Source organism: Bacteroidales bacterium (genome assembly GCA_021648725.1).
Taxonomy (GTDB): domain Bacteria; phylum Bacteroidota; class Bacteroidia; order Bacteroidales; family JAADGE01; genus JAADGE01.
In genome coordinates this window covers 19,026-44,973 of sequence record JAKISF010000007.1, presented here as the reverse complement: position 1 = coordinate 44,973, position 25,948 = coordinate 19,026, and the positions used below count along the sequence as shown (strand labels likewise).

At 33.2% G+C, this 25,948-nt stretch carries 22 protein-coding genes and 1 pseudogene; 9 read left to right on the top strand and 14 right to left on the bottom strand.

The features are described from left to right. Window positions 1–78 precede the first annotated feature (78 nt). From nhaC to L3J35_04200, 3 genes are all read left to right on the top strand, one after another. Entirely contained in the window at window positions 79–1,554 is a 1,476-nt protein-coding gene (gene nhaC, locus L3J35_04210; GenBank protein MCF6365386.1) for a Na+/H+ antiporter NhaC, read from the top strand. A 75-nt stretch (window positions 1,555–1,629) separates the two neighbouring features. After that, window positions 1,630–2,781 carry an AhpC/TSA family protein gene (locus tag L3J35_04205; GenBank protein MCF6365385.1) on the top strand — a complete coding sequence of 384 codons (1,152 nt, stop codon included), beginning with the start codon at window positions 1,630–1,632 and terminating at the stop codon, window positions 2,779–2,781. A 59-nt stretch (window positions 2,782–2,840) separates the two neighbouring features. Further along, on the top strand, window positions 2,841–3,779 hold the full coding sequence (locus tag L3J35_04200; GenBank protein ID MCF6365384.1) for a hypothetical protein: 939 nt from the start codon (window positions 2,841–2,843) through the stop codon (window positions 3,777–3,779). A gap of 76 nt (window positions 3,780–3,855) precedes the next feature. On the opposite strand, the gene cadA is transcribed toward L3J35_04200, so the two are convergent. The 14 genes from cadA to L3J35_04130 all read right to left on the bottom strand — a co-directional run bounded on the left by cadA (window position 3,856) and on the right by L3J35_04130 (window position 19,817). Next, window positions 3,856–5,940 carry a cadmium-translocating P-type ATPase gene (gene cadA / locus L3J35_04195; GenBank protein ID MCF6365383.1) on the bottom strand — a complete coding sequence of 695 codons (2,085 nt, stop codon included), beginning with the start codon at window positions 5,938–5,940 and terminating at the stop codon, window positions 3,856–3,858. 77 nt (window positions 5,941–6,017) lie between these two features. Then, the gene (locus tag L3J35_04190; GenBank protein MCF6365382.1) at window positions 6,018–6,350 is read right to left on the bottom strand and encodes a P-II family nitrogen regulator; all 333 of its coding nucleotides are present in this window, start codon (window positions 6,348–6,350) and stop codon (window positions 6,018–6,020) included. A gap of 11 nt (window positions 6,351–6,361) precedes the next feature. Beyond that, the gene (locus L3J35_04185; GenBank protein MCF6365381.1) at window positions 6,362–7,594 is read right to left on the bottom strand and encodes an efflux RND transporter periplasmic adaptor subunit; all 1,233 of its coding nucleotides are present in this window, start codon (window positions 7,592–7,594) and stop codon (window positions 6,362–6,364) included. A 41-nt stretch (window positions 7,595–7,635) separates the two neighbouring features. Beyond that, entirely contained in the window at window positions 7,636–11,967 is a 4,332-nt protein-coding gene (locus tag L3J35_04180; protein ID MCF6365380.1) for a CusA/CzcA family heavy metal efflux RND transporter, read from the bottom strand. A gap of 146 nt (window positions 11,968–12,113) precedes the next feature. Next, window positions 12,114–12,500: a hypothetical protein gene (locus L3J35_04175; protein MCF6365379.1), complete on the bottom strand. Its 387-nt coding sequence runs from the start codon at window positions 12,498–12,500 to the stop codon at window positions 12,114–12,116. A 44-nt stretch (window positions 12,501–12,544) separates the two neighbouring features. Then, window positions 12,545–12,970, bottom strand: a complete 426-nt coding sequence (locus L3J35_04170) for a transcriptional repressor (protein ID MCF6365378.1) — start codon at window positions 12,968–12,970, stop codon at window positions 12,545–12,547. An 89-nt stretch (window positions 12,971–13,059) separates the two neighbouring features. Then, window positions 13,060–13,281 carry a hypothetical protein gene (locus L3J35_04165; GenBank protein ID MCF6365377.1) on the bottom strand — a complete coding sequence of 74 codons (222 nt, stop codon included), beginning with the start codon at window positions 13,279–13,281 and terminating at the stop codon, window positions 13,060–13,062. 30 nt (window positions 13,282–13,311) lie between these two features. Next, entirely contained in the window at window positions 13,312–13,524 is a 213-nt protein-coding gene (locus L3J35_04160) for a hypothetical protein (GenBank protein ID MCF6365376.1), read from the bottom strand. 1 nt (window position 13,525) lies between these two features. After that, complete coding sequence (gene merTP / locus L3J35_04155; protein MCF6365375.1) at window positions 13,526–14,134, bottom strand: mercuric transport protein MerTP; 609 nt, start codon at window positions 14,132–14,134, stop codon at window positions 13,526–13,528. A 103-nt stretch (window positions 14,135–14,237) separates the two neighbouring features. Continuing rightward, a complete protein-coding gene (locus L3J35_04150; protein MCF6365374.1) occupies window positions 14,238–15,326 on the bottom strand; it encodes a mannose-1-phosphate guanylyltransferase in 1,089 nt (362 codons plus the stop codon). Window positions 15,327–15,338: 12 nt separating this feature from the next. Further along, window positions 15,339–17,972, bottom strand: coding sequence for a valine--tRNA ligase (locus tag L3J35_04145; GenBank protein MCF6365373.1), 2,634 nt, complete (start codon window positions 17,970–17,972; stop codon window positions 15,339–15,341). Window positions 17,973–18,053: 81 nt separating this feature from the next. Beyond that, entirely contained in the window at window positions 18,054–18,806 is a 753-nt protein-coding gene (locus tag L3J35_04140; protein ID MCF6365372.1) for a DUF481 domain-containing protein, read from the bottom strand. A 46-nt stretch (window positions 18,807–18,852) separates the two neighbouring features. Then, entirely contained in the window at window positions 18,853–19,305 is a 453-nt protein-coding gene (locus tag L3J35_04135) for an SPOR domain-containing protein (GenBank protein MCF6365371.1), read from the bottom strand. Window positions 19,306–19,355: 50 nt separating this feature from the next. Continuing rightward, window positions 19,356–19,817 (bottom strand): LEA type 2 family protein, encoded by a 462-nt coding sequence (locus L3J35_04130; protein MCF6365370.1) that lies wholly within the window; start codon window positions 19,815–19,817, stop codon window positions 19,356–19,358. A 25-nt stretch (window positions 19,818–19,842) separates the two neighbouring features. Between L3J35_04130 and thiL the strand changes: the two genes are divergently transcribed. From thiL to L3J35_04100, 6 genes and pseudogenes are all read left to right on the top strand, one after another. Further along, complete coding sequence (gene thiL, locus L3J35_04125) at window positions 19,843–20,862, top strand: thiamine-phosphate kinase (protein MCF6365369.1); 1,020 nt, start codon at window positions 19,843–19,845, stop codon at window positions 20,860–20,862. Window positions 20,863–20,956: 94 nt separating this feature from the next. Beyond that, on the top strand, window positions 20,957–21,559 hold the full coding sequence (cysC, locus tag L3J35_04120) for an adenylyl-sulfate kinase (protein ID MCF6365368.1): 603 nt from the start codon (window positions 20,957–20,959) through the stop codon (window positions 21,557–21,559). A 71-nt stretch (window positions 21,560–21,630) separates the two neighbouring features. Next, window positions 21,631–22,555, top strand: a pseudogene (locus tag L3J35_04115) (NAD-dependent 4,6-dehydratase LegB). Beyond that, window positions 22,548–23,690 carry a LegC family aminotransferase gene (locus tag L3J35_04110; protein MCF6365367.1) on the top strand — a complete coding sequence of 381 codons (1,143 nt, stop codon included), beginning with the start codon at window positions 22,548–22,550 and terminating at the stop codon, window positions 23,688–23,690. The pseudogene L3J35_04115 and the gene L3J35_04110 overlap by 8 nt, the downstream one beginning before the upstream one ends. Beyond that, a complete protein-coding gene (locus L3J35_04105; protein MCF6365366.1) occupies window positions 23,687–25,036 on the top strand; it encodes a putative DNA binding domain-containing protein in 1,350 nt (449 codons plus the stop codon). The genes L3J35_04110 and L3J35_04105 overlap by 4 nt, the downstream gene beginning before the upstream one ends. A gap of 57 nt (window positions 25,037–25,093) precedes the next feature. After that, a complete protein-coding gene (locus L3J35_04100; protein ID MCF6365365.1) occupies window positions 25,094–25,732 on the top strand; it encodes a NeuD/PglB/VioB family sugar acetyltransferase in 639 nt (212 codons plus the stop codon). Window positions 25,733–25,948 lie beyond the last annotated feature (216 nt).

Genomic DNA, 25,948 nt, shown 5'->3' with positions numbered 1-25,948 from the left:
ATTGCTTGTCAGATATTATTATAAAAGGAAGCATTTTTGCTTCCTTTTTTTAACTTTGTGCAACTTAACAAAAAAGATATGTATAAAGCTGAAAGTTCTCAAAAAACACCGTCCCTTTTTCAATCTTTTATTCCTATAATATTTTTAATTATCCTTCTTTCTTTAAATGTAATTATTTGGAAAGATGCAACACTTGACGGTTCAAACCAAATTGCATTACTGCTTGCGGCAGCAGTAGGAACAATTATTTCATTTCGACTCGGTGCAGATTGGGAAAAAATAAGAAAAAACATCGTTAAAACAATAGGAAAAGCAATGCCGGCAATTCTTATTCTGCTTTTAATAGGGGCATTATCAGGCACTTGGCTGCTCAGCGGCGTAATACCGGCGTTTATTTATTACGGGTTAGATATTTTACACCCGTCCATTTTTTTATTTGCAACAGTTGTAATCAGCAGTTTGGTTTCGCTGGCAACAGGAAGTTCTTGGTCAACAATTGCTACAATCGGGGTCGCATTGCTCGGTATAGGACATGCAATGGGAATAAATGATGCCGTTACGGCAGGGGCAATAATTTCAGGAGCTTATTTCGGAGATAAAATGTCTCCGCTTTCCGATACTACAAATTTAGCACCCGCAATGGCAGGAACAGACTTATATACTCACATCAGGTATATGATGATAACTACAGTTCCGTCAATGGGTATAACTTTAATTATATTTTTTATTATAGGATTTTCAAATGACTATAGTGCAAACGCACAAGAAATTGAAGAAGTTCAAAAAGCGATTGCTTCAACTTTTAATGTAACACCTTGGCTGTTTATTGTTCCTGCATTTTTAATTTTTATTATTATTAAAAAAGTTAAACCGATACCTTCTATGTTGCTCGGAACACTTGCAGGAGGTCTGTTCGGTGTTATTTTTCAAAGCGACATAGTAATGCAAATTTCGGGGGTTACGGATAATTATGCCGAAGCATCTTATATAAGTGTAATGCAGGCTATGTACGGCGATATTGAAATTAATACAGTAAATGAAAATATCAACGATTTATTCGGCACAAGCGGAATGGCAGGAATGCTTAATACCATTTGGTTAATTCTTTCGGCAATGGTATTCGGAGGGGTTATGGAATCAAGCGGAATGTTAAAGAAAATTACAATGTCCGTAATGAAAAGGGTTAAATCTTCCGGTTCGTTAATTGCCTCAACAGCAGCCACGTGTATCTTTTTTAATGCAACAGCATCTGACCAATATATTTCAATTGTTGTTCCCGGAAGAATGTATAATAAAGCTTTTAAAGAAAAGGGCTTAAAGCCGGAAGTTCTGAGCAGAACATTGGAAGATGCAGGAACAGTAACATCGGTTTTAATACCCTGGAATACCGGCGGAGCAACACAAGCAAAAGTTCTCGGAGTAGCAACGGTTGATTACATCCCGTATGCGTTTTTTAATTTAATAAGTCCGCTGATGACGGTTTTAATTGCATATTTAAACTTTAAAATAAGGCGTATTGAACCGGAAAAGCAAATTGAAAAATCAAAAATATGAATAAATTTAGATATGTTTTTTTCATTCGTATTTATTTCTAATTTTGCAAAAAATATAAATATAAATAAAAGAAACATGAAAAAGATTATCTTATTACTTTTACCTGCAGTAGTTTTATTCTCCTGTAAAGGAACCGTTTCCGAAGGCTTTAAAGTTTCCGGTATAATAAAAAATGCAACCGGAAAAAAGTTAATATTAAATAAATTTACATCTGAGGCTACTATTAAGTTGGATACCGTACTTTTAAACGAAAAAGGTGAATTTAGCTTTCAAAATTCTACTTCGTCTCCTGAGTTATTCAGTTTGCAATTACAAGATGAGCCTTCATACATATTATTTATCGCAGATTCTTTAGATATTATTGAAATTAATTCAGATGCAAATACCTATCGATCAAAGTATTCTGTTTCAGGATCTGAACACTCTGTTTTGTTGAAGGAAATGTACGACCATTTGGATGTTACATTCGAAAAAATAGATTCATTAAATAAATTATATATCGAAAATAAAGGGAATGCAAATATTGATTCTTTGCAAAAGTCTATTGGTGAACAATATACTAAATTGCTGGAAGAACACAAAACTTATGCAAAAGATTTTATTGATAAAAATATAGAATCGCCTGCGGTAATAATGGCATTATATCAATCAATAGGTCCGAGACAACAAATTTTCACTTTAGAAAATGACCGTGATTATTTTGTAAAAGTAAGCGAAAGCCTTTCGGCATTATACCCTGAATCTGACTTTGTAAACGGTTTGGTAATGTTGTTAGAAAACAACCCCCCGGTTAAAGGAAAACCGAAAGTAGGGACTACTGCACCCGAAATATCTCAACCTACACCGGAAGGAAAAACAATAACACTAACCTCTTTAAGAGGAAATTATGTTTTACTTGATTTTTGGGCAGCTTGGTGCAGACCCTGCAGAGCAGAAAATCCTACTGTTTTGAAAAACTATAACAAATATAAAAGCAAAGGCTTTACAATTTACCAAGTTTCTCTTGATCAAAAAAAAGAAGATTGGGTAAAAGCAATTGAGAAAGACGGCTTGGGAGATTGGACACATGTAAGCGATTTACAATATTGGCAATCTGTACCCGCTGCAAAATACGGAGTAAGAAGCATCCCTTCCAACTTTTTATTAGACCCCGAAGGTGTTATCATTGCTGTTGATTTAAGAGGCCCGAGTTTGGGACAAAAGTTGACCGAAATATACGGCTTCTAAAAAAAATAGTTTAAATATTAAAAAAGGTTTATATTCGTTATGTTTATAAACCTTTTTTTATGAAAACATTTAGTTTATTTTTCCTGTTTATAATATTATTGTCTTGCTCAACTGATTCTCAAAATAATTCAGTTAAAAAAGCAGATTCAATTTATGTTAAAAAAGATGCTCCCGAGATTGTAAAGTTTACATCTTTTGAAATTGACTCAGTTCCTGACATAAAAACCGGCACAAATGAGCGATCGGCAGCTTTTATTGAAAAACGACTGAAAGAGTTAATAGGGCGTTCGTATAAAAAAAGGTGTGAAGATATCGGTGTAAGATATCCTCCTAAATATGTTTTATTCAGAACATTTAAACTTGAAGAAGAGTTTGAAATTTGGGTTTCCGATAAAAGGTCGGACACTTTGAGTTTGTTGGCAACTTTACCTATTTGTGCTGTTGATAATGAGCCCGGAACAAAATTAAAACAAGGAGACGGAAAAACACCCGAAGGTTTTTATACTTGCAAAATACTTTACGGAAGCTCTAATGGTTTTATGTGGATAAAATTAAATAATTCTGAACTTGATGATTACGGAACCGTGCAATACGGCTCAAGCTTTAAACTATGTTTGGAATATCCTTTACCGATTGACAGAAACAGAACACGGAAGTTTTCAGGGAATTATAATCCCGGAAGTGCAATATGTGTTCACGGAAATTGTGTAACTGCCGGTTGTATTTCTTTTGAAAGTAAGAATTTCTTACCTATATTTCTGTCTTCGAAATTTCATGATACAAATAAATACGGTTATCCGAAAATACATATTTTTCCGTTCAGATTTACCGATAAACTAAAAGAAGAAAAGTCAAAAGAAGTTTATTCTGACATGAAACCTGAAGATATTGTTAATTTTTGGGAAGAAATAGAAACAGCTTATACGCTTTTTAAAAAAAATCACAAAGCAATAAAAGTAAGTTTTTCAAACAACAAATATCATTTTATTGAATATTGACGCTTAAAAAACACCGGATGAATATTTTTGTTACCGGACTCATCTGATGGCTAAAAGAAGAAACTTTGTACAATATCTACTTTCCTTTCATAATTCTCATTGCATTAAAAATTGCAATTAAGGCAACGCCCATATCTCCGAAAACGGCTTCCCACATTGAAGCAATACCAAAAATACCCAAAACGATAAATACACCTTTCACTCCGAGAGCAAAAATGATGTTTTGCCAAACAATTCGTCTTGTTTTCTTTGCGACTTCTGTTGCTTCGGCTACTTTTGAAGGCGAGTCGGTCATTAAAACAACATCGGCAGTTTCAATTGCGGCATCTGAACCGAGTGCTCCCATTGCAATTCCTATATCGGCACGTGCCAATACCGGAGCATCGTTTATTCCGTCACCGACAAAAGCAACTTTCCCGTTTTTATTAAGTAATTTCTCTATATGTTCAACTTTTCCTTCCGGAAGCAGTTCGTAATAATATTCTTTTATGCCTAATTTTTCGGCATATACTTTTGCGGCATATTTATTATCGCCGGTAAGCATTACCGTTTTTATTCCTTTTTTATGAAGTTTGTTAATTGCTTCTTCGGCATCTTCTTTTAAAGTGTCTGAAATAATAATATAACCGGCATATTTTTTATCGATTACAATATGCACAACCGTTCCGGCCACATTGCATTTGTCATGCTTAATGTTCTCTTTATGAAGAAGTTTGTCATTGCCTGCAAATATTTCCTTCCCGTCAACAATTGCTTTTATGCCGTGCCCGGAAATTTCATCAACTTCACTTATTTTTGTGTTGTCAATTTCGGGTTCATAAGCTTCAAGAACTGATTTTGCTATGGGATGATTAGAATTGTATTCGGCATAAGCCGCATATTTCAAAACAGTTTCTTTATCAAAATTGTTTGCCGTAATGATTTCTGAAATTTTAAATTCTCCTTTGGTCAGTGTACCTGTTTTATCAAAAACAACAGTGTTAACCTGTGTAAGAGCATCCAAAAAATTAGAACCCTTAACCAAAATACCTCTGCGAGATGCTCTGCCTATTCCGCCGAAGTAGCCCAGCGGTATGCTGATAACTAACGCACAAGGGCATGAAATAACCAAAACTACCAATGCTCTGTAAATCCAATCTTCAAAAGTTGCACCGCTGATTAATAACGGCGGAATAACAGCAATCAATAATGCTCCGAAAACAACAAAAGGTGTGTAATATTTTGCAAAAGTTGTTATAAATTTTTCGGTTTTTGCTTTTTTGGAAGTTGCGTTTTCAACCATTTCCAAAATTTTGGAAACCGAAGATTCTTCGAAGGGTTTTGTAACTTTTACGGTTAACAAACCCGATTGATTTATCATTCCGGATAAGATTGTATCATTTTTATTGATTTTTCGCGGAACACTTTCGCCTGTAAGTGCAGAAGTATCAACAAATGATTCGCCTTCTGTAACAATACCGTCTAAAGGAACTTTTTCGCCCGGCTTTACAATAATTATATCGCCCGGTTTTACGTCTTCCGGAGGAACTTCTGTTACATTATCTTCGATTTTCAGATTTGCATATTCAGGTTTTATTTCCAAAAGTGCTTTTACGGATCTTCGAGAACGGTTTAAAGCAATATCTTGAAACAGTTCGCCGATTATATAGAACAGCATTACGGCAACGGCTTCGGGCATTTCGTCAATGGCAAAAGCTCCGATTGTTGCTATTGTCATTAAAAAATGTTCGTTAAAAACTTGCCCTTTTATAATATTCTTTACTGCGAGAGAAATTACTTTCCAACCCACAATTAAGTATGCCGTTACAAAAAGCAGATATTCGGCAAAACTATATGGGGTATTATGCAAAAAGTCTTGATAAATACTTCCGACAATAACAAGCAGAATACCTATTGATGCTGTTATTATAGTGCTTTTATTCTCAGCAAAGAGGCTTCTGCTTTCTTCCTCTTTTTCAGAGTTTTCTTCAACAATATCAACACCCGGTTCTAAATCTTTTATTTTTTGCTTTACTTTCTCAAAATCTTCTGTGTCCAAAGTAATTGAACTTGCCATAAAATTAACATTTACAAACTTAACTTCTTCAAGTTTTGCCAGCCCGTCTTCAATTTTTGCAGCACAAGAAGCACAATCCATGTTTTTTAATTTGTATTTTTTCATTTTTTCGGATTTAGTATCAGTAGTTTCCGGAAATGCGTTGCGGTATTTTAAACCGCAAGCATTTTTCAGATAATATTTTATTTATAACCGTTTTCTTTACCGGTTTTTACGCGGTATGCTTTTTCAACACATGCAACATATATCAATCCGTCACCCGGATTTATTGTTTTGCCGTTTTCGGAAATTATTTCTATAATTTTATCAACGTTTTCATCTTTTGCAACTAATTCAAGTTTAGCAATTTTGCTGTCGGTAATTAAGAATTTTTGAGATACAAAGGCGTTTTCTGACCGGAACCTTCCTGTTCCTTCTGCTTCCGAGATTGTAATGTTTTCAAAACCGCTTGCTTTTAATTGTTCAACTATTTTATTTACTTTGTCGGGTCTTATAAAAGCTTTAATTTCTTTCATGATTTTTGATTTTAATGTTTGTGTTCATTTTCTTCTTTTTTCATATCTGCCAATAAATAGTAGGCTGCGTTCAGGACAATTTTAACATTTTCCGGTAATTCTTCAATCAATTTCACTTCGCTGTATCCGTCATCTGTTTGTCCGATAATAACTTCAACTTGTTTAAATGCTTTTACATTTTCTGGTTCTTCGTGTTCTTCACCCTCTTCTCCGTGTTCGTGATGTTCGGGTTTTACGGTTTCATCTAAAATAAAAATATATGATTTTGTTCCTTCGGAAACTATTGCATCATTCGGAAGTGTTTTTGTCATACGTTTGTCGGTATGTAAATGACCGGATATATACATTCCGGGTATCAACCCATTAACATCTTCGTTAATTTTTGTATGAATATTTACGGCTCGGATATCCGGATTAAATTCTTTTCCTATTGCAAAAACCGTTGCCGTGTATTCCTTTTCCGGTTTGTTTGAAACGGTAAAATGCACCGTTTGTCCTTTTTTAACAAGATGAACATCTTTTTCATAAATAATAAAATCGGCGTGAATTGCATTGTTGTTTGTTACTTCAAAAAGTTTTGTTGCTGCATCTGCATAAGTTCCTCTTTTTATATAAATTTCATTTACATAGCCGTTTATCGGCGAAACAATATTTATGGTGCTCGTTATTTTACCCTCCAAAACCCTTTCCGGAGAAATATTAAGTAAACGTAATCGCGCTTTCAGTCCTGCATATTTTGCTTTTGCCGTATTGTATTCGGATTTTGCTTTTTGAAAATCTTTCCCTGCTCCCACATTGTTTTCAAATAACTCCTTTTGTCGTAAATACTCTTGTTCGGCAAATTTTAAGTTATTTGCTTTTTCGGCAAAGTCCTCCTGCAATGTAATATAGTCAGGATGTTCCAGAACTGCCAAAACCTGTCCTCGTCTTATTTTATCGCCTTCAAAAACTCTGATGTATTTTACATTACCTCCTATAACTGCCGTAACTTCGGCAATATCGGAAGGTGAAACGGCTAATTGTCCGTTGGTTTTAACGACTGTCGTGAGATTTCTCATTTCAAAACCTCCGAGTTTTAAATTTAATGCTTCCTGTTGTTTTTCATTCAGAAATACAACACCTTCCTGTCCGTGTTCTTCGTGTTCTTCCGATTTTTCAACACCTACATTATTGCCTGAATTACAAGATATTAAAGTGAATACTGAAAGAAACACAGCTATACTTATTATTATTTTTGTTTTCATTTTTATATATTTTTACAATTATTTTATTTGTTTTAATTGTTTTATTCTGTCGGGTATTTTAACATAGCCGATAATTTGAAATATTCTGTTTGTCGCAATAGAAACTCTTGCTTTGTGTTTACCGCAGTTTCAATGCTTTGAATAAATTGCAGATAGTCAATACTTCCGGATTTATAGGCAATACCGGATGCCTTAATTTGTTCTTCCGCCAAGGGAATTGCTTCAATTTGATAATATTCGATAAGTTTTTTTAATACTTTATATCTGTTTATCAAAACGGTATATTTTGTATTCAATTCCAAACTTTTTTGTTTAAAATTTTGTTCGGCAATTTTATAGTTAAGTTCAGAAGCTTTTACGGTTCCCGATTTTGAAAGAAATATTAAAGGCATTGAAATCCCGGCTTCCCAGCCTGAAAATCCGGAAACACCGTCAACGGATTGTTTTAAATATCCGAGATTTATTTTCGGCAAATAACCTGTTTTTTCTTTTTTCCATTCGTTTTTTGCAACATTAACGGAAGATGAGAAATAATCAAAAACAGGTTTCAGATAAATACTGTCTTCCGCTTGTGCGGAATTAAATAAATCGGTATCAAAACTTTCTTCGGCAATTTCAAATTCATCTTCAAACATTAAATATTTATTCAGTTTTTGCAATGATGTTTTATAATTGCTCTCCGCCGTTTGAATTTTAATTTGCAGTTCTTTAAATTTTGCCGAAGCCGATAAAAATTCAATTTTAGAGCTTTGCCCTGTTTTATATCTTAATTCGGCAGCTTTCATAAAATCGGCATATAAACTGTCTAATTGCCGGAACAATTTCAATTCATTCTTAAAATAAACTGCTTCATACCAAGCAAAATTAACCTGTTTCTCCAATGAGAATTTTGTAAGTTTTTCTGCTTTTTCTGCATTATTAATTTTTGCTTTTATCAATTTATTTTTTGCCGAAATTCCGAAAATATCTATGTCCGATTGTGTTATGCCGATTTGATTTTGAATACCGACGGCACCGTTTCCGAACTCTTCTTTTCCCGTATAAATTGAAGTATTTCCAAAATCGTATGCTGTTTTTTTAAGTGCGTTTTGTTTGTCGATTTCTAATTCAGCGGTTTTAAGAGAAGGATAATTTTCTTTTGCTCTTTCAACTGCATCTTTCAGAGTAACAACCTTTTGAGCTTTTAAGTTTCCTGAAAAACTTATTCCCGTAAAGAATAAAATAAGCATAATCGCCGCAGGTTTTATTTTAGGGAGTCTTATTTTTTTACCTTCTTCAACCCATTTATATAAAATAGGCAAAACAATTAAAGTCAGCAATGTTGATGTTAACATACCGCCGATAACAACCGTTGCCAAAGGACGCTGAACTTCCGCACCTGCCGATGCCGAAACAGCCATAGGTAAAAATCCGAGAATATCAGTTGATGCCGTAAGTAAAATCGGTCGGATACGTCTTACGGAACCTTTTTTAATAATTTCCGATAAGCTGAACCTTCCTTCCGATTTCATTTCATTAAAACCGCTGATTAAGACCAAACCGTTGAGCACCGCTACACCGAACAAAACAATAAATCCTACGCCGGCAGAAATACTTAAAGGCATTCCGCGAAGGTATAATGAAAAAACACCTCCCACAGCTGCAAACGGAATTGCAACATAAATCATCATAGTTTGTTTGAACGATTTAACGGCAAAAAATACCAACATAAAAATTAAGGCAAGTGCAAGCGGAACAACCAAAGATAAGCGTTTTGTTGCTCTTTCAAGGTTTTCAAAAGCTCCTCCGTAACGAATATAATAGCCGTCGGGAAGTTCCAATTTTTTATCTAATGTTTGTTGAATTTCTTCTACAAGCGATTTTATGTCTCTGCCTTCAACATTAATTCCGACATAAGTTCTTCGGTTGGTATTATCTCGACTGATTTGCATCGGTCCGGGCTGATAACTGACATCTGCAACCGTTTTAACGGGTATTTGATTGCCGTCGGGCAAACTAACGTATAAATCTCTGATATCGTCAATGTTTTTCCTGTGGCTTTCATCTAATCTTACAACCAAATCGAACATTCTTTCGCCTTCGTAAATGCTTCCGGCAATGCTTCCGCTGAAAGCGGTTTCAATTATTGTATTTAGTTCATTGATATTTAAACCGTATTTTGCCAATTCATTTCGATTATATTTAACGGTTATTTGCGGCAGACCTCTTGTTGCTTCGGCTTTTACGCCTGCAATACCGTCAATTCCGGAAATTAAGCCTACAATTTCTTCAGCTTTATCAGCCAAAACATTCAAATCATCGCCGTAAAGTTTAACAGCCACATCTTCACGTATACCTGTAAGAAGTTCATTAAAACGCATTTCAATGGGTTGGGTAAATTCAAAATTAATACCCGGCAAAACACTTACTTTTTCTTTTACTTTTTCGACTAATTCTTTTTTTGATTTTACTTTTTTCCACTCACTTTTGGGTTTAAGAATAACGAAAATATCGGCAATATCTATCGGCATCGGATCCGTGGGTAAATCGGCAACTCCAATTCTGCTTTGGATTGATGCCACTTCATTGGGGAAGTTTTCCATTACAATTTGTTCTAGACGCGTTGATGTTTTAATAACCTCCGTAAGAGATGTTCCGGGTTTTAAAATTGCCTGAAAAGCAAAATCTCCTTCGTCTAATTTCGGCATAAATTCAGCACCCATTCGAGAGAATAGAAACCCGCCCGAAACCAATAAAATTATTGCACCGATTATTATCAACTTCCCTTTTCTTAAAATTCGGTCAATAACCGATTTATAAATATTCTCAATTTTACCGATTACCCTGTCGCCCCAAGTTTTTTTATCGGTTTTCGGCGGATTAAGGAATGTTGCAGCCATCATCGGAATATAAGTAAGAGAAAGTACGGCTACACCGACAACCGCAAATCCGAAGGTCATTGCCATTGGGATAAACATTTTACCTTCAATGCCTTGAAGTGCCAGAACCGGAATAAAAACAATTAAAATAATCAGCTGTCCGAAAAATGCTGAATTCATCATTTTACTTCCGGATTTATATGCTAATTCATCACGCTTTTGTTGTGTTATTTTAGTTCCGATATATTTTTTTCGATGCAGATAATAAATCATACTTTCTATAATAATTACCGCACCGTCAATTAAAATTCCAAAATCAAGAGCACCCAAACTCATAAGATTTGCCCAAACGCCGAAAATTTTCATCATAATAAATGCAAAAAGCAAAGCCAAAGGAATGGTTGAAGCAACAATTAATCCGCCCCTTAAATTTCCGAGAAAAATGACCAGAATAAAAATAACTATTAAAGCTCCTATTCCAAGATTTTCAGCAACCGTAGATGTTGTGCTTTTTATTAATTTGCTTCTGTCAAGAAAGGGTTTTATGGTTACGCCTTCCGGTAATGATTTTTGAATCAGGGCAATACGTTCTTTAACGTTTTTTATAACATCGTTAGAATTTTCGCCTTTAAGCATCATAACAATACCGCCTACGGCTTCGCCTTTTCCGTTTTTCGTAAAAGCACCGTAGCGAAGAAAACTTCCGAATTTAACTTCCGCAACATCGCGGATAAAAACCGGTTGCCCGTTAATACTTGCAACTGCCGTGTTTTTAATATCATCAATAGACCTCATTAAACCCTCTCCGCGAATAAAATTTGCCTGGTGATTTTTTTCTATATATGCACCGCCTACATTTTGATTGTTTTTTTCGAGAGCTTCAAAAACATCCGAAATCGTCAGGTTCATACTGCGAAGTTTATCCGGATTAATCGAAACTTCATACTGTTTTCCGTGCCCGCCGAAAGAATTTACTTCAACAACACCCGGCAACATTGCCATTTGTCGTTTTACAATCCATTCTTGAATTGTGCGAAGTTCCATGTCATCATATTTACTTTCGTATCCGTCTGCAACTTCCAAAGTGTATTGATAAATTTCCCCTAATCCTGTACTTATGGGAGCCATAAACGGTTCACCGAAACCCTCCGGAATTTTTTCTTTTACTTCTGAAAGAGCCTCGGCAACTAATTGGCGTGGTAAATATGTGCCGGCTTTATCTTTAAAAACTATGGTTACAACTGAAAGTCCGAAACGTGAAACACTGCGAATTTCCGTTACATCGGGTAGGTTTGCCATAGCAAGTTCCACTTGGTAAGTTACGAATTGCTCAATATCTTGCGTTCCGAGATTAGGTGCTGTCGTAATTACCAATACTTGATTGTTTGTAATGTCAGGAACGGCATCAAGCGGTACTTTTGTTGCCGAGTATATTCCGCCTATAATAAGGCCGATTGTCATCAGCCAAATAAGTGCTTTGTTCTTTATTGAAAAAGATATTATTTTGTTAATCATATTATTTTATTACGAGATTTTCAAATAAATAAATAGGTTTCTTTTGAACAGGATTTAAACTATTCGAAAAAACTATTTAAAAATTAAACTTGGTTGATAAGTTTCACATAAAGCCTTTTTGACTTTAGGGAAATAAAAAAAGAGAATTAAACAACAGGAGAGCCCCTTGTCGGATTAATTTCCGAAAAGATAAATTCAGTTAATCTGAAATTTTTATCAGGAAAAAATGTTGCTTGTATTAACGGACCTTTATAGAAAAAGTTTTTCGGGCTGAAAATATTCTTATATACAAGAAATGTTTTTGCCACAACACTTTTATCGGTTGAAGTTTCAGTTTTTTGTAAAATAAAAAAGTTAACTGCAAAACAATGTACAGACTGTTTATTGTGTGAGTCGTTTTCATGTTTTGCATGTTCAGATATTTCCGTGTTTTCAGCATAATGATGATCGTGCGGAATTACGGCATGTGCTAAAACAAAAATTCCGAGAATCCAAGTTAAAAATAATTTTATATTATTCTTTTTTTCAACCATCGGTGCAAATATAAATAAAATTTGATGCAACTCGGTTGCAAAGTTTATTCATTTTTTTCTTTTTTGCACTCCGGGCATATGCCTTTTACAACAAAGTTAACACTTTCAAGAGAAAAGTCGGAGGGCAAATTTATAATAGGAACCGGAATTTCGGTAAAGCAAAAAGTCTGTTTGCATGAAGTACAGTAAAAATGAAGGTGTAAATCTTCCGGGTTACACTCGCAAGTATCATCACAAACTGCATAGCGTATTGCTCCCGAGCCATCATCTATGCTGTGTATCAGTTTGTTGTCTTGGAAGGTTTTTAAGGTTCTGTATAATGTTGATTTGTCTGCATAAGTAAACTTTTCTTCAAGTTCAGGTAAACTTATTGCTGTTTTTTGCTCGGTAAGTATTTCTAAGATCAACTGCCGCATTGCAGTCAGTTTTATATTTCGAGAGTTAAGCTTATTGTCTATGTTTTTATTCATAGATGCAAATTTAATAACATTTATAAATTTAATGACATACGAATAACAGAATAAAAAAAGAAGCTTGCCCATAGACAAACTTTCTTTTTTTAGTGATTGTGTTCGTGCTCTTCCTTCAAATTCATTCCGCACACAGGACATTGCCCCGCTTTATCATAAGTTTTTTTACCTTCACATTTCATCGGACAAGCCCAAGCTTCTTTTTCTTTTATTTGTTCTGTTTCTTCATTGTTTCCGCAACTTGTTAAAACAGTTACCGTTCCTGCAAAGATAAATAATACAGTTGCAAAAATTAAAATTGATTTTTTCATTTTCATTAAATTTAATTGTTAAATAGTTGATTAACATTTACACGAGCTGTTGCTTTTTTGCATCGGAGGACATTTTTCGGTGCCGTAGGAGCAATATACACAGCAATCGCCTTCTTTTGGTTTAAGGACTGCTTTACAGTTTTCACATTCATAAAAAAACTGACATGCATCTGTCGGCATTTCTTCTTCTTTTTTATGTCCGCATTCGGGGCAAGTTACAATTGATTTTGTAATAATTTTCATGTTAATTTTTTTTATCTGTTACTAAATATCCGGTTGAATTAATTGCGTCTTCAATTTCTGTAATATTTGTTTCTGAATTATCAAACTCAATAATTGCATTTCCTTTTTCATAAGAAGCATTTGAATTTATTATTCCGTTAAGTTTGCTTACTTCATAATTTATATGATTATTACAACTGTTGCAGGTCATTCCTGAAATACTGAATTCAATTGTTTGGATGTTTGATTTTTCAATAAAAATAACTTCCTTTTTATCAGAAGGATAAAACACATTAGAATAATACGGAAAAGCAAGCATTATAACAGCAAAAAATGTAACAAGACCTAAAAATGTTTTTGATTGAGCAAATTTAGGTTTTTCATCTGTTTCGCAATCGCATTCAATTTCTTTTTTAGGTTTTAGTTTTTGATACCAAGCAAAACCCAGAACAAAAATTGTAAATATTATTAAATATGGTCTTAACGGTTCAAGCCAAGAGAAACTTGCTGCAATTCCTGATGTTCCGGAAATTATTGCTAAAACAGGTGTAATGCAACACAGTGAAGCTGTAATTGCTGTAATTAGTCCTGCTCCGGCATATTTGTTTGAATTTTGTTTATTTGTTTTCACGATTAATGCTTTTGATTGTTTAGTCGTTGTTTTGTTAATTCCTGACATAAGCGACATAAAAAGTTCAGCAGTTTTAATTTTGAAAAAGCAATAACATAATATTCTACACAAATTCTTCTCCCTTCTTTTCTTCAACATCCTTTACAAATTCTCTGATTTTTGATTCATTATCTCGCTTTGTAATCAGTAGAATATTGTCAGATTCTGCAATTAAATAACCGTCTAATCCGTCAACAACCACAAGTTTATTTTTCGGGATATTTATAAGAGTATTTTTTGTATTGTATGTGAGAACATTATTGAAATTGCTTGCATTATTATTTTTATCTTTATCGGAATTTTCATAAAGAGAATCCCATGTTCCTAAATCTGACCATCCGAAATTTGTCGGATATACAAAAACATTTTCTGCATATTCCATAATGCCGTTATCGATTGAAATATTTTCGCATTCTGCATAAGCATTTTTCACAAACTCTGATTCTTTTTTAATATTTGAAACACTGTCAATATTTGAAAATAATTTTGCAAGATCGGGCAAGAATTTATCGAATGCTTTATTAATACTTTTTAATGACCAAATAAAAATACCCGAATTCCAGACAAATTCGCCGCTTTCAAGAAATTTTTCCGCTGTTTCTCTGTTGGGTTTTTCAGTGAAACTTTTCACTTTATTTATAAAGTTGAAATTATCCGGTTTTGTGTCGTCAATTTGAATATAACCGTAGCCGGTTTCAGGTCGGGTAGGGTTGATGCCCAATGTTAATAAACTTTCATTTTGCGAAACAAACTCAAAGCTTTTTTCAATCACTTCAACAAACTTTGTTTCGTCCAAAATTAAATGATCTGAGGGTGCAACAGCTATGTTGGCATCCGGATTTTTAGATTTAATTTTTAAGTTTGAATAAGCAATGCAAGGTGCGGTATTCCGTCTTGCCGGTTCAGCAAGTATTTGGTCTGTACTTATTTCCGGAAGTTGTTCTGCAACTTGTTTTGCGTAAATTTCATTCGTGACAATATAAATATTTTCAGAAGGACAAACACGTACAAATCTTGAATAGGTTTGTTGTAACAATGATTTTCCGGTTCCGAGAATATCTAAAAACTGTTTCGGTTTTTGAGTTCTGCTTATAGGCCAAAAACGACTTCCGACACCACCTGCCATGATTACGCAATAGTTATTTTTATTCATGTTAGGGTTTTGTTAGCTTAAATTTTTAATCTGCTCTTCCAAAGCTTTAATCTTTGCTTCCGCATCTGCTTTTTTTACATTTTCTTTTTCAATAACAGCCGGCGGAGCATTATTTACAAAACGTTCATTCCCTAATTTTTTCATAACAGAGTTAAGGAAACCTTTTGCATATTTTAATTCTTCCGAAAGCTTTTTAATTTCGGCATCTTTATCAATTAAATTTCCGAGAGGAACAAAAAATTCCGTTTTTTTAACAACAAAATGAGATGCGCCTTCAACCTTTTCTTTTGTTTCCGAAATTTCCTCAATTCCGCTTAATCTTATGATAATACTTTCAAATGTTTTATTAAAACTTTCGGTTTCATCTTTATACAATAAGTTTAATTTATTTTTATATGAAAGGTTTTTTTCTTTTCGGATTGTTCTTATTTGTGTAATGACATCTTTTGCAAAGTCGAAACCTGCAATTATTTCTTTACTAACACTTTGTGCCTTCGGCATTTCTGCAAGCATGATACTTTCTCCGTCTTTACGATTTTCAAGTTGATGCCAGATTTCTTCCGTAATAAAAGGCATTAAAGGGTGAAGAATTCTTAAAAGTTTGTCAAAATAAGTTTTAATTTCAATGTAAGTTTTAGAGTCAATCGGTTTTTGATAATCCGGTTTTACAATTTCAAGAAGCCATGACGAAAATTCATCTCGAAATAATTTATAAACCAACATTAATGCTTCCGAAAGTTTAAATGTATCATATAATTCATCAAGATTTGCAATTTGCTCATTAAATTTTTCATTGAACCATTGCAAAGCAACTTTTGAATGTTTCGGTTGTTTAATTGTTTCATCAACTTCCCATGATTGCGTTAAGCGGAAGGCATTCCAAATTTTATTGGAGAAATTTCTGCCTTGTTCCGGTAAACTATCGTTATACAATAAATCACCGCCGGCAGGTGAGCAAAGCATCATTCCGAAACGCACACCGTCGGCTCCGTATTTTTCAATTAATTTAATCGGGTCGGGCGAATTTCCAAGTTGTTTTGACATTTTTCGTCTTTGTTCGTCACGTACCATGCCTGTGAAATATACATCTTTGAAAGGCTTTTCATTTCTGAACTCATATCCTGCAAAAATCATTCGTGCTACCCAGAAAAAGATAATATCATGTCCGGTCGCTAAAACATTTGTCGGATAATAATAGTTTATTTCTTCGTTATTCGGATTTCTAATACCGTCAAAAACAGAAATAGGCCAAAGCCATGATGAGAACCAAGTATCAAGAACATCTTCGTCTTGCTTTAAGTCGCTGACTGTTAGCTTGTTATTGTTTGTTTTTTCTTTTGCAAGTTCAAGTGCTTTTTCAATACTGTCAGCAATTACAAAATCGTTAGTTCCGGAAATATAATAAGCCGGAATTTGATGTCCCCACCAAAGCTGACGAGAAATATTCCAATCTCTTACATTTTCTAACCAATGGTTATAAGTGTTTACAAAACGTTTCGGGGAGAAGTTTATATTACCGTTATTTACATTTTCAATGGCAGGTTTTACAAGTTCTTCCATTTTCAAAAACCATTGCATTGAAAGTTTGGGTTCAATAGCGACCTGTGTTCTTTGCGAATATCCTACACGGTTGGTGTAATTTTCGGATTTAACAAAATTGCCTGATTTTTCAAGGTCTTTTACAATGAGTTTTCTGACTTCAAAACGATCGATATTTTCATACAATTGAGCTTCTTTGCTCATTGTTCCGTCAGGATTAAAAATGTCAATAACTTGCAAATTATGTTTTTGCCCGAGCATATAATCGTTTTCGTCATGTGCAGGAGTCACTTTTAATGCTCCCGTTCCGAATTCAATATCGATATAATCATCAAAAATAATCGGAGCTTCACGGTTTACCAGAGGAACGATTATTTTTTTGCCTTTCAAATGTTTGTATCTGTTGTCATCAGGATGAACACATATTGCAGAGTCGCCGAGAATTGTTTCGGGACGTGTGGTTGCAATGGTCAAATATTCATCACTGTCAATAATTTTGTATTTTACATAGTAAAGTTTTGATTGCTCATCTTTATACTCAACTTCTTCATCAGAAACAGCAGTTTGTGCTTGCGGATCCCAGTTTACCATTCTTATTCCGCGATATATCAGCCCTTTTTCATATAAATCAATAAAGGTTTTGATAACGCTTTCGGAAAGGTCTTCATCTAAAGTGAATTTTGTTCTGTCCCAATCGCAAGAGGCACCGATTTTTTTGAGCTGTTCTAAAATGATTCCGCCGTGTTTGTGTGTCCATTCCCAAGCGTGTTTCATAAATTCATCTCGGGTAATGTCATTTTTGCTGATACCTTCTTCTGCAAGTTTATTTACAACTTTTGCTTCGGTTGCAATGGAAGCATGATCGGTTCCGGGAACCCAGCAAGCATTTTTGCCTTGCATACGTGCACGCCTTATGAGAATGTCCTGAATTGTGTTGTTCATGATGTGTCCCATGTGCAAAACACCTGTTACATTCGGGGGCGGAATTACAATCGTGAAAGGTTCACTCTCATCGGGAGTTGATTTAAACAGCTTATTATCAAGCCAATATTGATACCATTTATTTTCTGTTTCTATTGAATTGTATTTTGTGGAAGTGTCGCTCATTTCTCTTTTTCTGTCAGATTTTAAAATATCTACAAATATAAAACACTATGGGATAAAAACAAGAAAGAAGAATGATGAAGTTTATAACTTTAAAATCAATGTATTTTTGAAATACCAAAATGTATTTTGAATGTCGGTTGGCGGTTGACTATCATAATCGAAAGCATAATTAACACCATAGGATAGGTATTTATTAATATGAAAACGAATTCCTGTTTCTCCGGAAACTCTAAAGTCATTAAAATTACCGAAATCAGGTTGATAATATGTAATAAGATTAAATGAAACTGATTTGCTTATTGAATATCGAAAATTTGTATAAGAATCTAATCTGAATAATTTTATTTCAGTATTATCATCATCAGAAAGCTGTTCAAATTCATACATAGCCAAAGGTGCAAAATACCAACTTATTTTTTCGCTTTGAACGATTCGGAACCTGGGTCCACCCCCTGCTATTATTCTCTTTTTTAATAATTTTTGTTCATTGTATTGATATTGACCAAAAACCTCCAAGGTTAAAAAACTACTGTCTTTAATCGTATAATTATAACGTAGGTGTTGGAATCCGTTATTGATTAATGAACCTTTATCAACACTTAAAAGTTTAATATTATTAAGGAGGATAATATTGTGAGCTTTGTTTGAATATTGCAGATCAATATTATTCTTTAGTTCAAGTATGCGACTTCCGGTTTCTTTAACAGTAAAATTTAAACCGATTGTTGCCTGAAATCCCTTCTTTTGTTTTCTCTTTTTTTCGACATTTACTATTTGAGAGAAGCTTGATGTTGAAATAATTAATAAAATAAAGATGAAAATTGTTTTTTTCATGGCTGTTTTAAAATTCGTTAACCGGTATTTACAATATAACCAATTATTATTCAAAAGGATAATTAATTCTGTCGGTAACAATCCATGATTCATGGAATGTTGATTTTATTTTATCTTTAAAATTTAATGCTTCGGCTTTTGTTCTGAAATCACCGACTCTTACTTTGTAAAAGGGAGAATCATAAACAATATATGCTCCTAAATTATTTCCGTATCTTATTAAGAAATGTTTTTTTGCACTTTGGGCTTCCGCCATTGCTTTTTGCCCGGAGCCGAAATATATTTGAACTCTCCAGCCCGGAAACTTGTTATTGTTAAGCTCTTTGTGTCTTTTAACTATTTGTAATATTTTAGCATCTTGTGTGATGTTAATATTTCCGTTACCTGCAACTTTATATGAGGGTGTAATTCCAGAATCTTCAATTTTAAATGTTTGTTTCTGGGAAAAAACAATGAACGATAATTGAAAAATGATGATAAATATTGTAATAGTTTTCATTTTAAACTTTGGTTTAAGAATTTCCAAAAATAGTAAAAAACGGAAAATTATCAGAAGTTAACAGTTCTTTTTTCTTTAATTTGTATTTTTTTAGGAATACACATAACTTTAATTTTTATTGTACCGATTATTTCAATTTCAGCTTTCTTTGATGAAAAAAGTTGGTATAGAGTCTTGACAGTTTTTAAATTAAATAGTTTTTCGCTTTTTAATTTAATCGGAAAAGAGATTGTTCCGTTAAATTTTCTTGAAATAACTATGTTTTTATTATTTTCAATAAGTTTAAAAGTTTGATTATTTATTTTTAAGGTTAAATTATACTTTTTAATCTTAATTTTAAAGTTATTCGGATTACTTATCGGAACGGTTATGTTTAAAGAAATATTGTCTGAATTTATTCCTCCTAGTTTAACGTCTTTGATATCACCGATGTTTACATCTTTTGTATTACAACTTAATAAACCGAAAAGAATAATAACTAATAAATATGTTGATTTTATTTTTTTTCTCATCTTTGCAACTTATTTAAATTAAACAATAATGACAAGCATTTCGGAACTTGGTGAATTTGGTTTGATAAAACGACTCAGCAAAGATATAAAAATAAATAATTCTTCTACAATAATAGGAATAGGAGATGATGCCGCCGTAACGGAATATAAAAATAAGCAAACAATAATAACTACCGATTTATTAATTGAAGGAGTTCATTTTGATTTATCTTATGTCCCACTTAAACATCTTGGATATAAGGCAGTTGTCGTAAATTTGTCGGATGTTTATGCAATGAATGCCGTGCCGAAACAAATTACTGTTTCAGTTGCATTTTCAAGTCGTTTTACGCTGGAAGCTATTGATGAATTGTATTCGGGAATACATTTGGCTTGTAAAAATTACGGTATTGATTTAATCGGAGGAGATACAAGTTCTTCGGTTACAGGGCTTGTTATCAGCATTACTGCAATAGGCGAGGCTGAAAAAGAAAAAATTGTTTACAGAACCGGAGCAAAACCGAATGATTTAATCTGTGTTTCAGGTGATTTGGGAGGAGCTTATGCCGGTTTAAAATTATTGCAAAGAGAAAAAGAAGTTTTTAAAAGTAATCCTGAAATTCAACCGGAACTGAAAGGTCATGATTATATTCTTGAAAGACAATTAAAGCCTGAAGCACGAAAGGATATTATTGAACTTTTAGGCAATTTGAATGTAAAACCTACGTCAATGATTGATATTTCCGACGGTTTATCTTCTGAAATCTTACATATTTCTGAACAATCAAAATGCGGAAGCAGAATATATGACCAAAAATTACCGGTTGCCGATCAGACAAAAACTTTTGCAGACGAACTTTTAATTGCCGCTACTGTTTTTGCAATGAACGGAGGCGAAGATTATGAACTTTTATTTACGATTTCCCAAAACGACTTTGATAAAATTGATAAAAATTCGGATATTACAATTATCGGGCATATAACTGAGCAATCAAAAGGGAATTATTTAATTGCCGGCGATGGTACGGAAATTAAAATTGAAGCACAGGGTTGGAGTCATTCATAAATTCCGCATATAAAAAACTCTCGCATTTTCCGGTTTCAAACTTTTTTTTATTTTTGCAGGTCTAAGTTTAAATATCCTCTCAGGTTTACAAAGTATGAAGAAAGAAAATAATATTTTTACGGTATTTAACCAAATAGTAAATAAGGAACAAAAAGAGCACCTTTTAAAGCAAAAAGCAAAAGTTCTTTGGTTTACCGGGCTCTCGGGTTCAGGAAAAACAACCTTGGGTGCTGCGATAGAAAAAGAACTGTTTAATCGAGGTTATTTAACCCAAATTCTTGACGGAGATAATATCCGTTCAGGAATAAATAAAAATTTAACATTTACCGAAACCGACCGTGTTGAAAACATCCGAAGAATTGCAGAAGTAACAAAGTTATTCTTAAATTGCGGTGTAATCGCCATAAACTGCTTTATCAGCCCCACAAAAGAATCCAGGAATATGGCAAAAAGTATTATCGGAAAAGAAAACCTGATAGAAGTTTACGTAAGCACGCCTATTGAAGTTTGCGAACAAAGAGATACAAAAGGTCTCTATGCCAAAGCTCGCAGAGGAGAATTAAAAAACTTTACGGGTATAAGTTCTCCGTTTGAAATTCCGCAACATCCGGACATTATAGTAAATACAGACGAGTTGACACTTGAAGAATCAACAAAAAAGATATTAACCTTTTTGCTAAAGAAAATAAAATATTAGAATTGGGTATTTTCTCAAAAAACATATTAGTAACGGGTGCTGACGGTTTTATCGGTTCGCACCTTACCGAAATGCTTTTAAAAAATGGTTATAAGGTAAAAGCCTTATCTCAATATAATTCATTTAATACCTGGGGCTGGTTAGAAGATATTTCGAAAAATGAAAATCTTGAAGTAATTTCGGGTGATGTTCGAGACCCTCACTTCTGCAAAGAAATAACAAAAGATGTAGATGTTATTTATCATCTTGCTGCACTTATTGCCATTCCATATTCTTATGTTGCTCCGGATTCCTATGTTGATACAAATGTAAAAGGAACATTAAACATTTGCCAAGCATCAAAAGAAAACGGGAATGTTAGAGTAATACACACATCAACATCAGAGGTTTACGGAACGGCACAATACGTTCCTATTGATGAAAAAACACCCAAAACAAGCACAATCGCCTTATGCTGCAAGCAAAATTGGAGCAGATGCAATGGCTATGAGTTTTTATAATGCCTTTGGATTGCCTGTTACTATTGCACGCCCTTTCAATACTTATGGTCCTCGACAATCGGCACGTGCAATTATACCGACAATAATTTCACAAATTGCTACCGGTAAAAAACAAATTAAACTCGGAGATTTAAGTCCTACAAGAGATTTTAATTATGTAAAAGATACCTGTAGGGGATTTATTGCTTTGGCAGAAAACGATAAAACAATCGGAAAAGAAGTTAATATCGCTTCAAATTTTGAAATCTCAATGAAAGACACTCTGAATTTAATAAAAAAAATTATGAAATCAGATGTTGAATTTATTACTGACGAACAAAGATTAAGACCGGAAAAATCAGAAGTTTTCAGACTTTGGGGAGATAACACTTTGATAAAATCATTAACCGATTTTGCACCTCAATATTCAATAGAAAAAGGTTTGGTAGAAACAATGAACTGGTTTACAAAACCTGAAAATCTTAAAAAGTATAAAACCGACATTTACAATGTATAAAAAATTCATCAAATTTGTAAAGGAAACCTACAAAACAAATGAATTTATACCTTTACATGAGCCACGTTTCATTGGTAATGAAAAACAATACTTAAACGAGTGTATCGACAGCACATTTGTTTCGAGCGTAGGTAAATTTGTTGATTTATTTGAAGAAAATATCGCAAAATACACAGGAGCAAAACATACTGTTGCTTGTGTAAACGGAACGGCAGCTTTGCACATTGCATTAATCTTATCAAATGTAAAGCAAGATGATGAAGTCATTACTCAGCCCTTAACTTTTATTGCCACTGCAAATGCAATTTCATATACAGGGGCAAAGCCTGTTTTTATTGATGTTGATAAAGACACACTTGGATTATCGCCTCAAAAATTAGAAGATTTTTTATCAAAAAACACTTATCGTGATGATTTTGGATTTTGCCGGAATAAGAAAACGGATAAAACTATAAAAGCCTGTATTCCGATGCATACATTCGGGCATCCGGCACGAATTGACGAAATTAAATTTATTTGTGACCGCTATCACATTACTTTAATTGAAGATGCTGCCGAAAGTCTCGGAAGTTTCTATAAAGGGCAACATACAGGAACTTTCGGAAAATTCGGAACACTTAGTTTTAACGGAAATAAAACAATAACAACAGGGGGAGGGGGTATGCTTTTAACTAATGATACGGAATTAGCCCAAAAAGCAAAACACCTAACAACACAAGCAAAAGTTCCGCATAAATGGGAATATGTGCATGATTTTATTGGATATAACTATCGTTTGCCAAATATAAATGCCGCACTCGGAGTTGCACAATTGGAACAACTTCCAAAATTTATTGAAAAGAAAAGACAACTTGCAGAAAATTATAAAAATTTCTTTAAAAATACTGAAATTCAGTTTGTTTCAGAGCCTAAAAATTCAAAATCAAATTATTGGCTTAATTTTATATTATTAAAAGATAGAGAGGAAAGGGATAAATTTCTTAAATTTACAAACGAAAACGGTGTAATGACTCGCCCTGTTTGGGAATTAATAAATAGATTAGAAATGTTTAAAAATTGTCAAACTGAAAATGTCGAAAATGCAGAATGGTTGGCAGACAGAGTTGTAAATATACCAAGTAGTGTTATTGTATGACGAAAAAAGAACTTTTACATATCATTTCACAAGGCGAAAACGAACAGCTTGAATTTAAACTAAATTTTAACAGGCAGGTAATCGAGACGCTTGTAGCTTTTGCTAATTCCAAAGGCGGAAAGGTGATTCTTGGAGTTTCCGACAAAAGTAATATTGCGGGAGTTGAACTCGCAAAAGAAAGCATACAAAATTGGCTTAATGAAATAAAAAGTAAAACAAGCCCTTCACTTATTCCTGATGCTGATAAGATAAAAATAGATGATAAAAATATAGTTATTTTTTTCATACAGGAATATCCTGTAAAACCTGTTGCAATTCAGGGCAAATATTATAAACGAGTATCAAATTCAAACCATTTAATTGAAATTTCCGAATTGGTAAATATGCACTTACGCTCATTTAATACCAGTTGGGATTATTATACAAATAATGAGTTTAAAATTGAAGACATATCATTCGATAAAGTTCAAAATAGTATAAATTTATATAATCAAACAGAAAACCAAACAAACGATAATCCCCTGACGTTTTTGTTAAAAAATGATTTAGTAAGAAATGAAAAATTAACAAATGCAGCTTATCTGCTGTTTACTGAACGAGACACAGTACTAACAACTATTGAATTAGGTCGTTTTCAGACAAATACGATAATAAAAGACAGCTTACGCTCAAAATCAGATATTTTATTTCAAATTAATTTTGTAATTGATTTTGTAAAAAAACACATCAATAAAGAAATAATTATTACAGAACAAGCCAGAAATACTCAAAGGTGGCAATATCCTCTCGAAGCAATAAGAGAAATTGTAATAAATATGATAATTCACAGAGATTACAGAGCTTCATCTGACAGTATTGTAAAAATATTTGATAATCGCATAGAATTTTATAATCCGGGCAAACTGCCTGATGATATTACTGTTGAAGATTTATTGTCGAACAATTATAAATCAACGCCTCGAAATAAGTCAATTGCAGATTTTTGTAAAAATATAGGTTTGATTGAAAAATACGGTTCCGGAATTCAAAGAATTATAGAACAGTTTAAAAATGCCGATTTACCTGAACCCGAATTTAGAAATATTTCAGCAGGTTTTATGGTAACTGTTTTTGCTGAAAATAAAAATGTGCCTGTAAATGTGCCTGTAAATGTGCCTGTAAATAGTAGGCAAAAACGCATAATAAAAGATATTGGGGCAAAAAAACATATAACACAAAAAGAATTAGCAGAAAAACATCAAGTAAACAGAGAAACAATAAAAAGAGATTTAAAGAAACTGAGAGAATTAAAAATAATTAAACGAGTAGGATCGGATAAATCTGGTTATTGGGAAATAATAAAATGAAACAAAAACCCGAAATAATATTAATATAACTTAAATAACTAAGATTGTAGTGAATATATGAAGAAAAAAGTAATAATTGTAGGTGATGGTGGGCATGCTAAAATTTTAATTGATATTTTGTTAGAAACAAAACAGTATAAAATATTAGGTGTAACATCAAAGCAAAATAATAAAAAAGAGTTTTGCGGGTTACCGGTATTAGGTGATGATAGTGTTCTTTATTCTTATTATGAGAAAGGAATGAAAAATATTGCTCTTGGAATAGGAGGATTTAAAGATAATAAACTAAGGACAGCAATATTTAATAAATTTCATTCAAAAGGATTTAATATAATAAATGCAATTCACCCGAAAGCTGTTATTGCAAAATCTGTATTGTTAAATAAAGGTATTACTGTTTTTGCAGGAGCAATATTAAACTCAGAAGTGAAAATTGGGAATAATGTGATTATTGCAACAGGAGCTACAATAGACCATGAATCTTCTATTGGAGATAATTGCCTTATCTCAGCAGGAGTAACGATTGGGGCAAATGTTAAAGTAGGGAAAGGCACTTTATGTGCTTTAGGTTCAAAATTAATATCAGGGATAAATATAGGACATATGGTTTTAGTTGCTGCAGGTGCGGTTGTTGTAAATGATATAAATGCAAATACATCAGTTTTTGGAATACCTGCAAAAGAAAAAATAAAGTAAATTTGATTTGTTAACATTATTTTCAGAATTAACACAGTTGTAACAAAAAACATAACCCAAAGCGGAGTTTATGCGGGTAGGCCCGGCAAGGAAAATAAAATAATTATGAAATAAACCCTACCTGACAAGCAAAGATGCACATTATATTTTTCAAGCCGCATGCATTACTGTATATTGGGTAACAAATATAAAAAAACATTAATTAGTTGTATTTAT

Excerpts from the sequence above, each read along its gene's own strand:
- L3J35_04110 (MCF6365367.1), top strand. The coding sequence starts at position 22,548 with ATGTATAAAAAATTCATCAAATTTGTAAAGGAAACCTACAAAACAAAT.
- cadA (MCF6365383.1), bottom strand. The coding sequence starts at position 5,940 with ATGAAAAAATACAAATTAAAAAACATGGATTGTGCTTCTTGTGCTGCA.
- L3J35_04190 (MCF6365382.1), bottom strand. The coding sequence starts at position 6,350 with ATGAAAGAAATTAAAGCTTTTATAAGACCCGACAAAGTAAATAAAATA.
- L3J35_04135 (MCF6365371.1), bottom strand. The coding sequence starts at position 19,305 with ATGAAAACTATTACAATATTTATCATCATTTTTCAATTATCGTTCATT.
- L3J35_04175 (MCF6365379.1), bottom strand. The coding sequence starts at position 12,500 with ATGGTTGAAAAAAAGAATAATATAAAATTATTTTTAACTTGGATTCTC.
- L3J35_04145 (MCF6365373.1), bottom strand. The coding sequence starts at position 17,972 with ATGAGCGACACTTCCACAAAATACAATTCAATAGAAACAGAAAATAAA.
- L3J35_04100 (MCF6365365.1), top strand. The coding sequence starts at position 25,094 with ATGAAGAAAAAAGTAATAATTGTAGGTGATGGTGGGCATGCTAAAATT.
- L3J35_04170 (MCF6365378.1), bottom strand. The coding sequence starts at position 12,970 with ATGAATAAAAACATAGACAATAAGCTTAACTCTCGAAATATAAAACTG.
- L3J35_04130 (MCF6365370.1), bottom strand. The coding sequence starts at position 19,817 with ATGAGAAAAAAAATAAAATCAACATATTTATTAGTTATTATTCTTTTC.
- L3J35_04160 (MCF6365376.1), bottom strand. The coding sequence starts at position 13,524 with ATGAAAATTATTACAAAATCAATTGTAACTTGCCCCGAATGCGGACAT.
- L3J35_04185 (MCF6365381.1), bottom strand. The coding sequence starts at position 7,594 with ATGAAAACAAAAATAATAATAAGTATAGCTGTGTTTCTTTCAGTATTC.
- L3J35_04165 (MCF6365377.1), bottom strand. The coding sequence starts at position 13,281 with ATGAAAAAATCAATTTTAATTTTTGCAACTGTATTATTTATCTTTGCA.
- L3J35_04205 (MCF6365385.1), top strand. The coding sequence starts at position 1,630 with ATGAAAAAGATTATCTTATTACTTTTACCTGCAGTAGTTTTATTCTCC.
- cysC (MCF6365368.1), top strand. The coding sequence starts at position 20,957 with ATGAAGAAAGAAAATAATATTTTTACGGTATTTAACCAAATAGTAAAT.
- L3J35_04105 (MCF6365366.1), top strand. The coding sequence starts at position 23,687 with ATGACGAAAAAAGAACTTTTACATATCATTTCACAAGGCGAAAACGAA.
- L3J35_04180 (MCF6365380.1), bottom strand. The coding sequence starts at position 11,967 with ATGATTAACAAAATAATATCTTTTTCAATAAAGAACAAAGCACTTATT.
- L3J35_04200 (MCF6365384.1), top strand. The coding sequence starts at position 2,841 with ATGAAAACATTTAGTTTATTTTTCCTGTTTATAATATTATTGTCTTGC.
- L3J35_04150 (MCF6365374.1), bottom strand. The coding sequence starts at position 15,326 with ATGAATAAAAATAACTATTGCGTAATCATGGCAGGTGGTGTCGGAAGT.
- nhaC (MCF6365386.1), top strand. The coding sequence starts at position 79 with ATGTATAAAGCTGAAAGTTCTCAAAAAACACCGTCCCTTTTTCAATCT.
- L3J35_04140 (MCF6365372.1), bottom strand. The coding sequence starts at position 18,806 with ATGAAAAAAACAATTTTCATCTTTATTTTATTAATTATTTCAACATCA.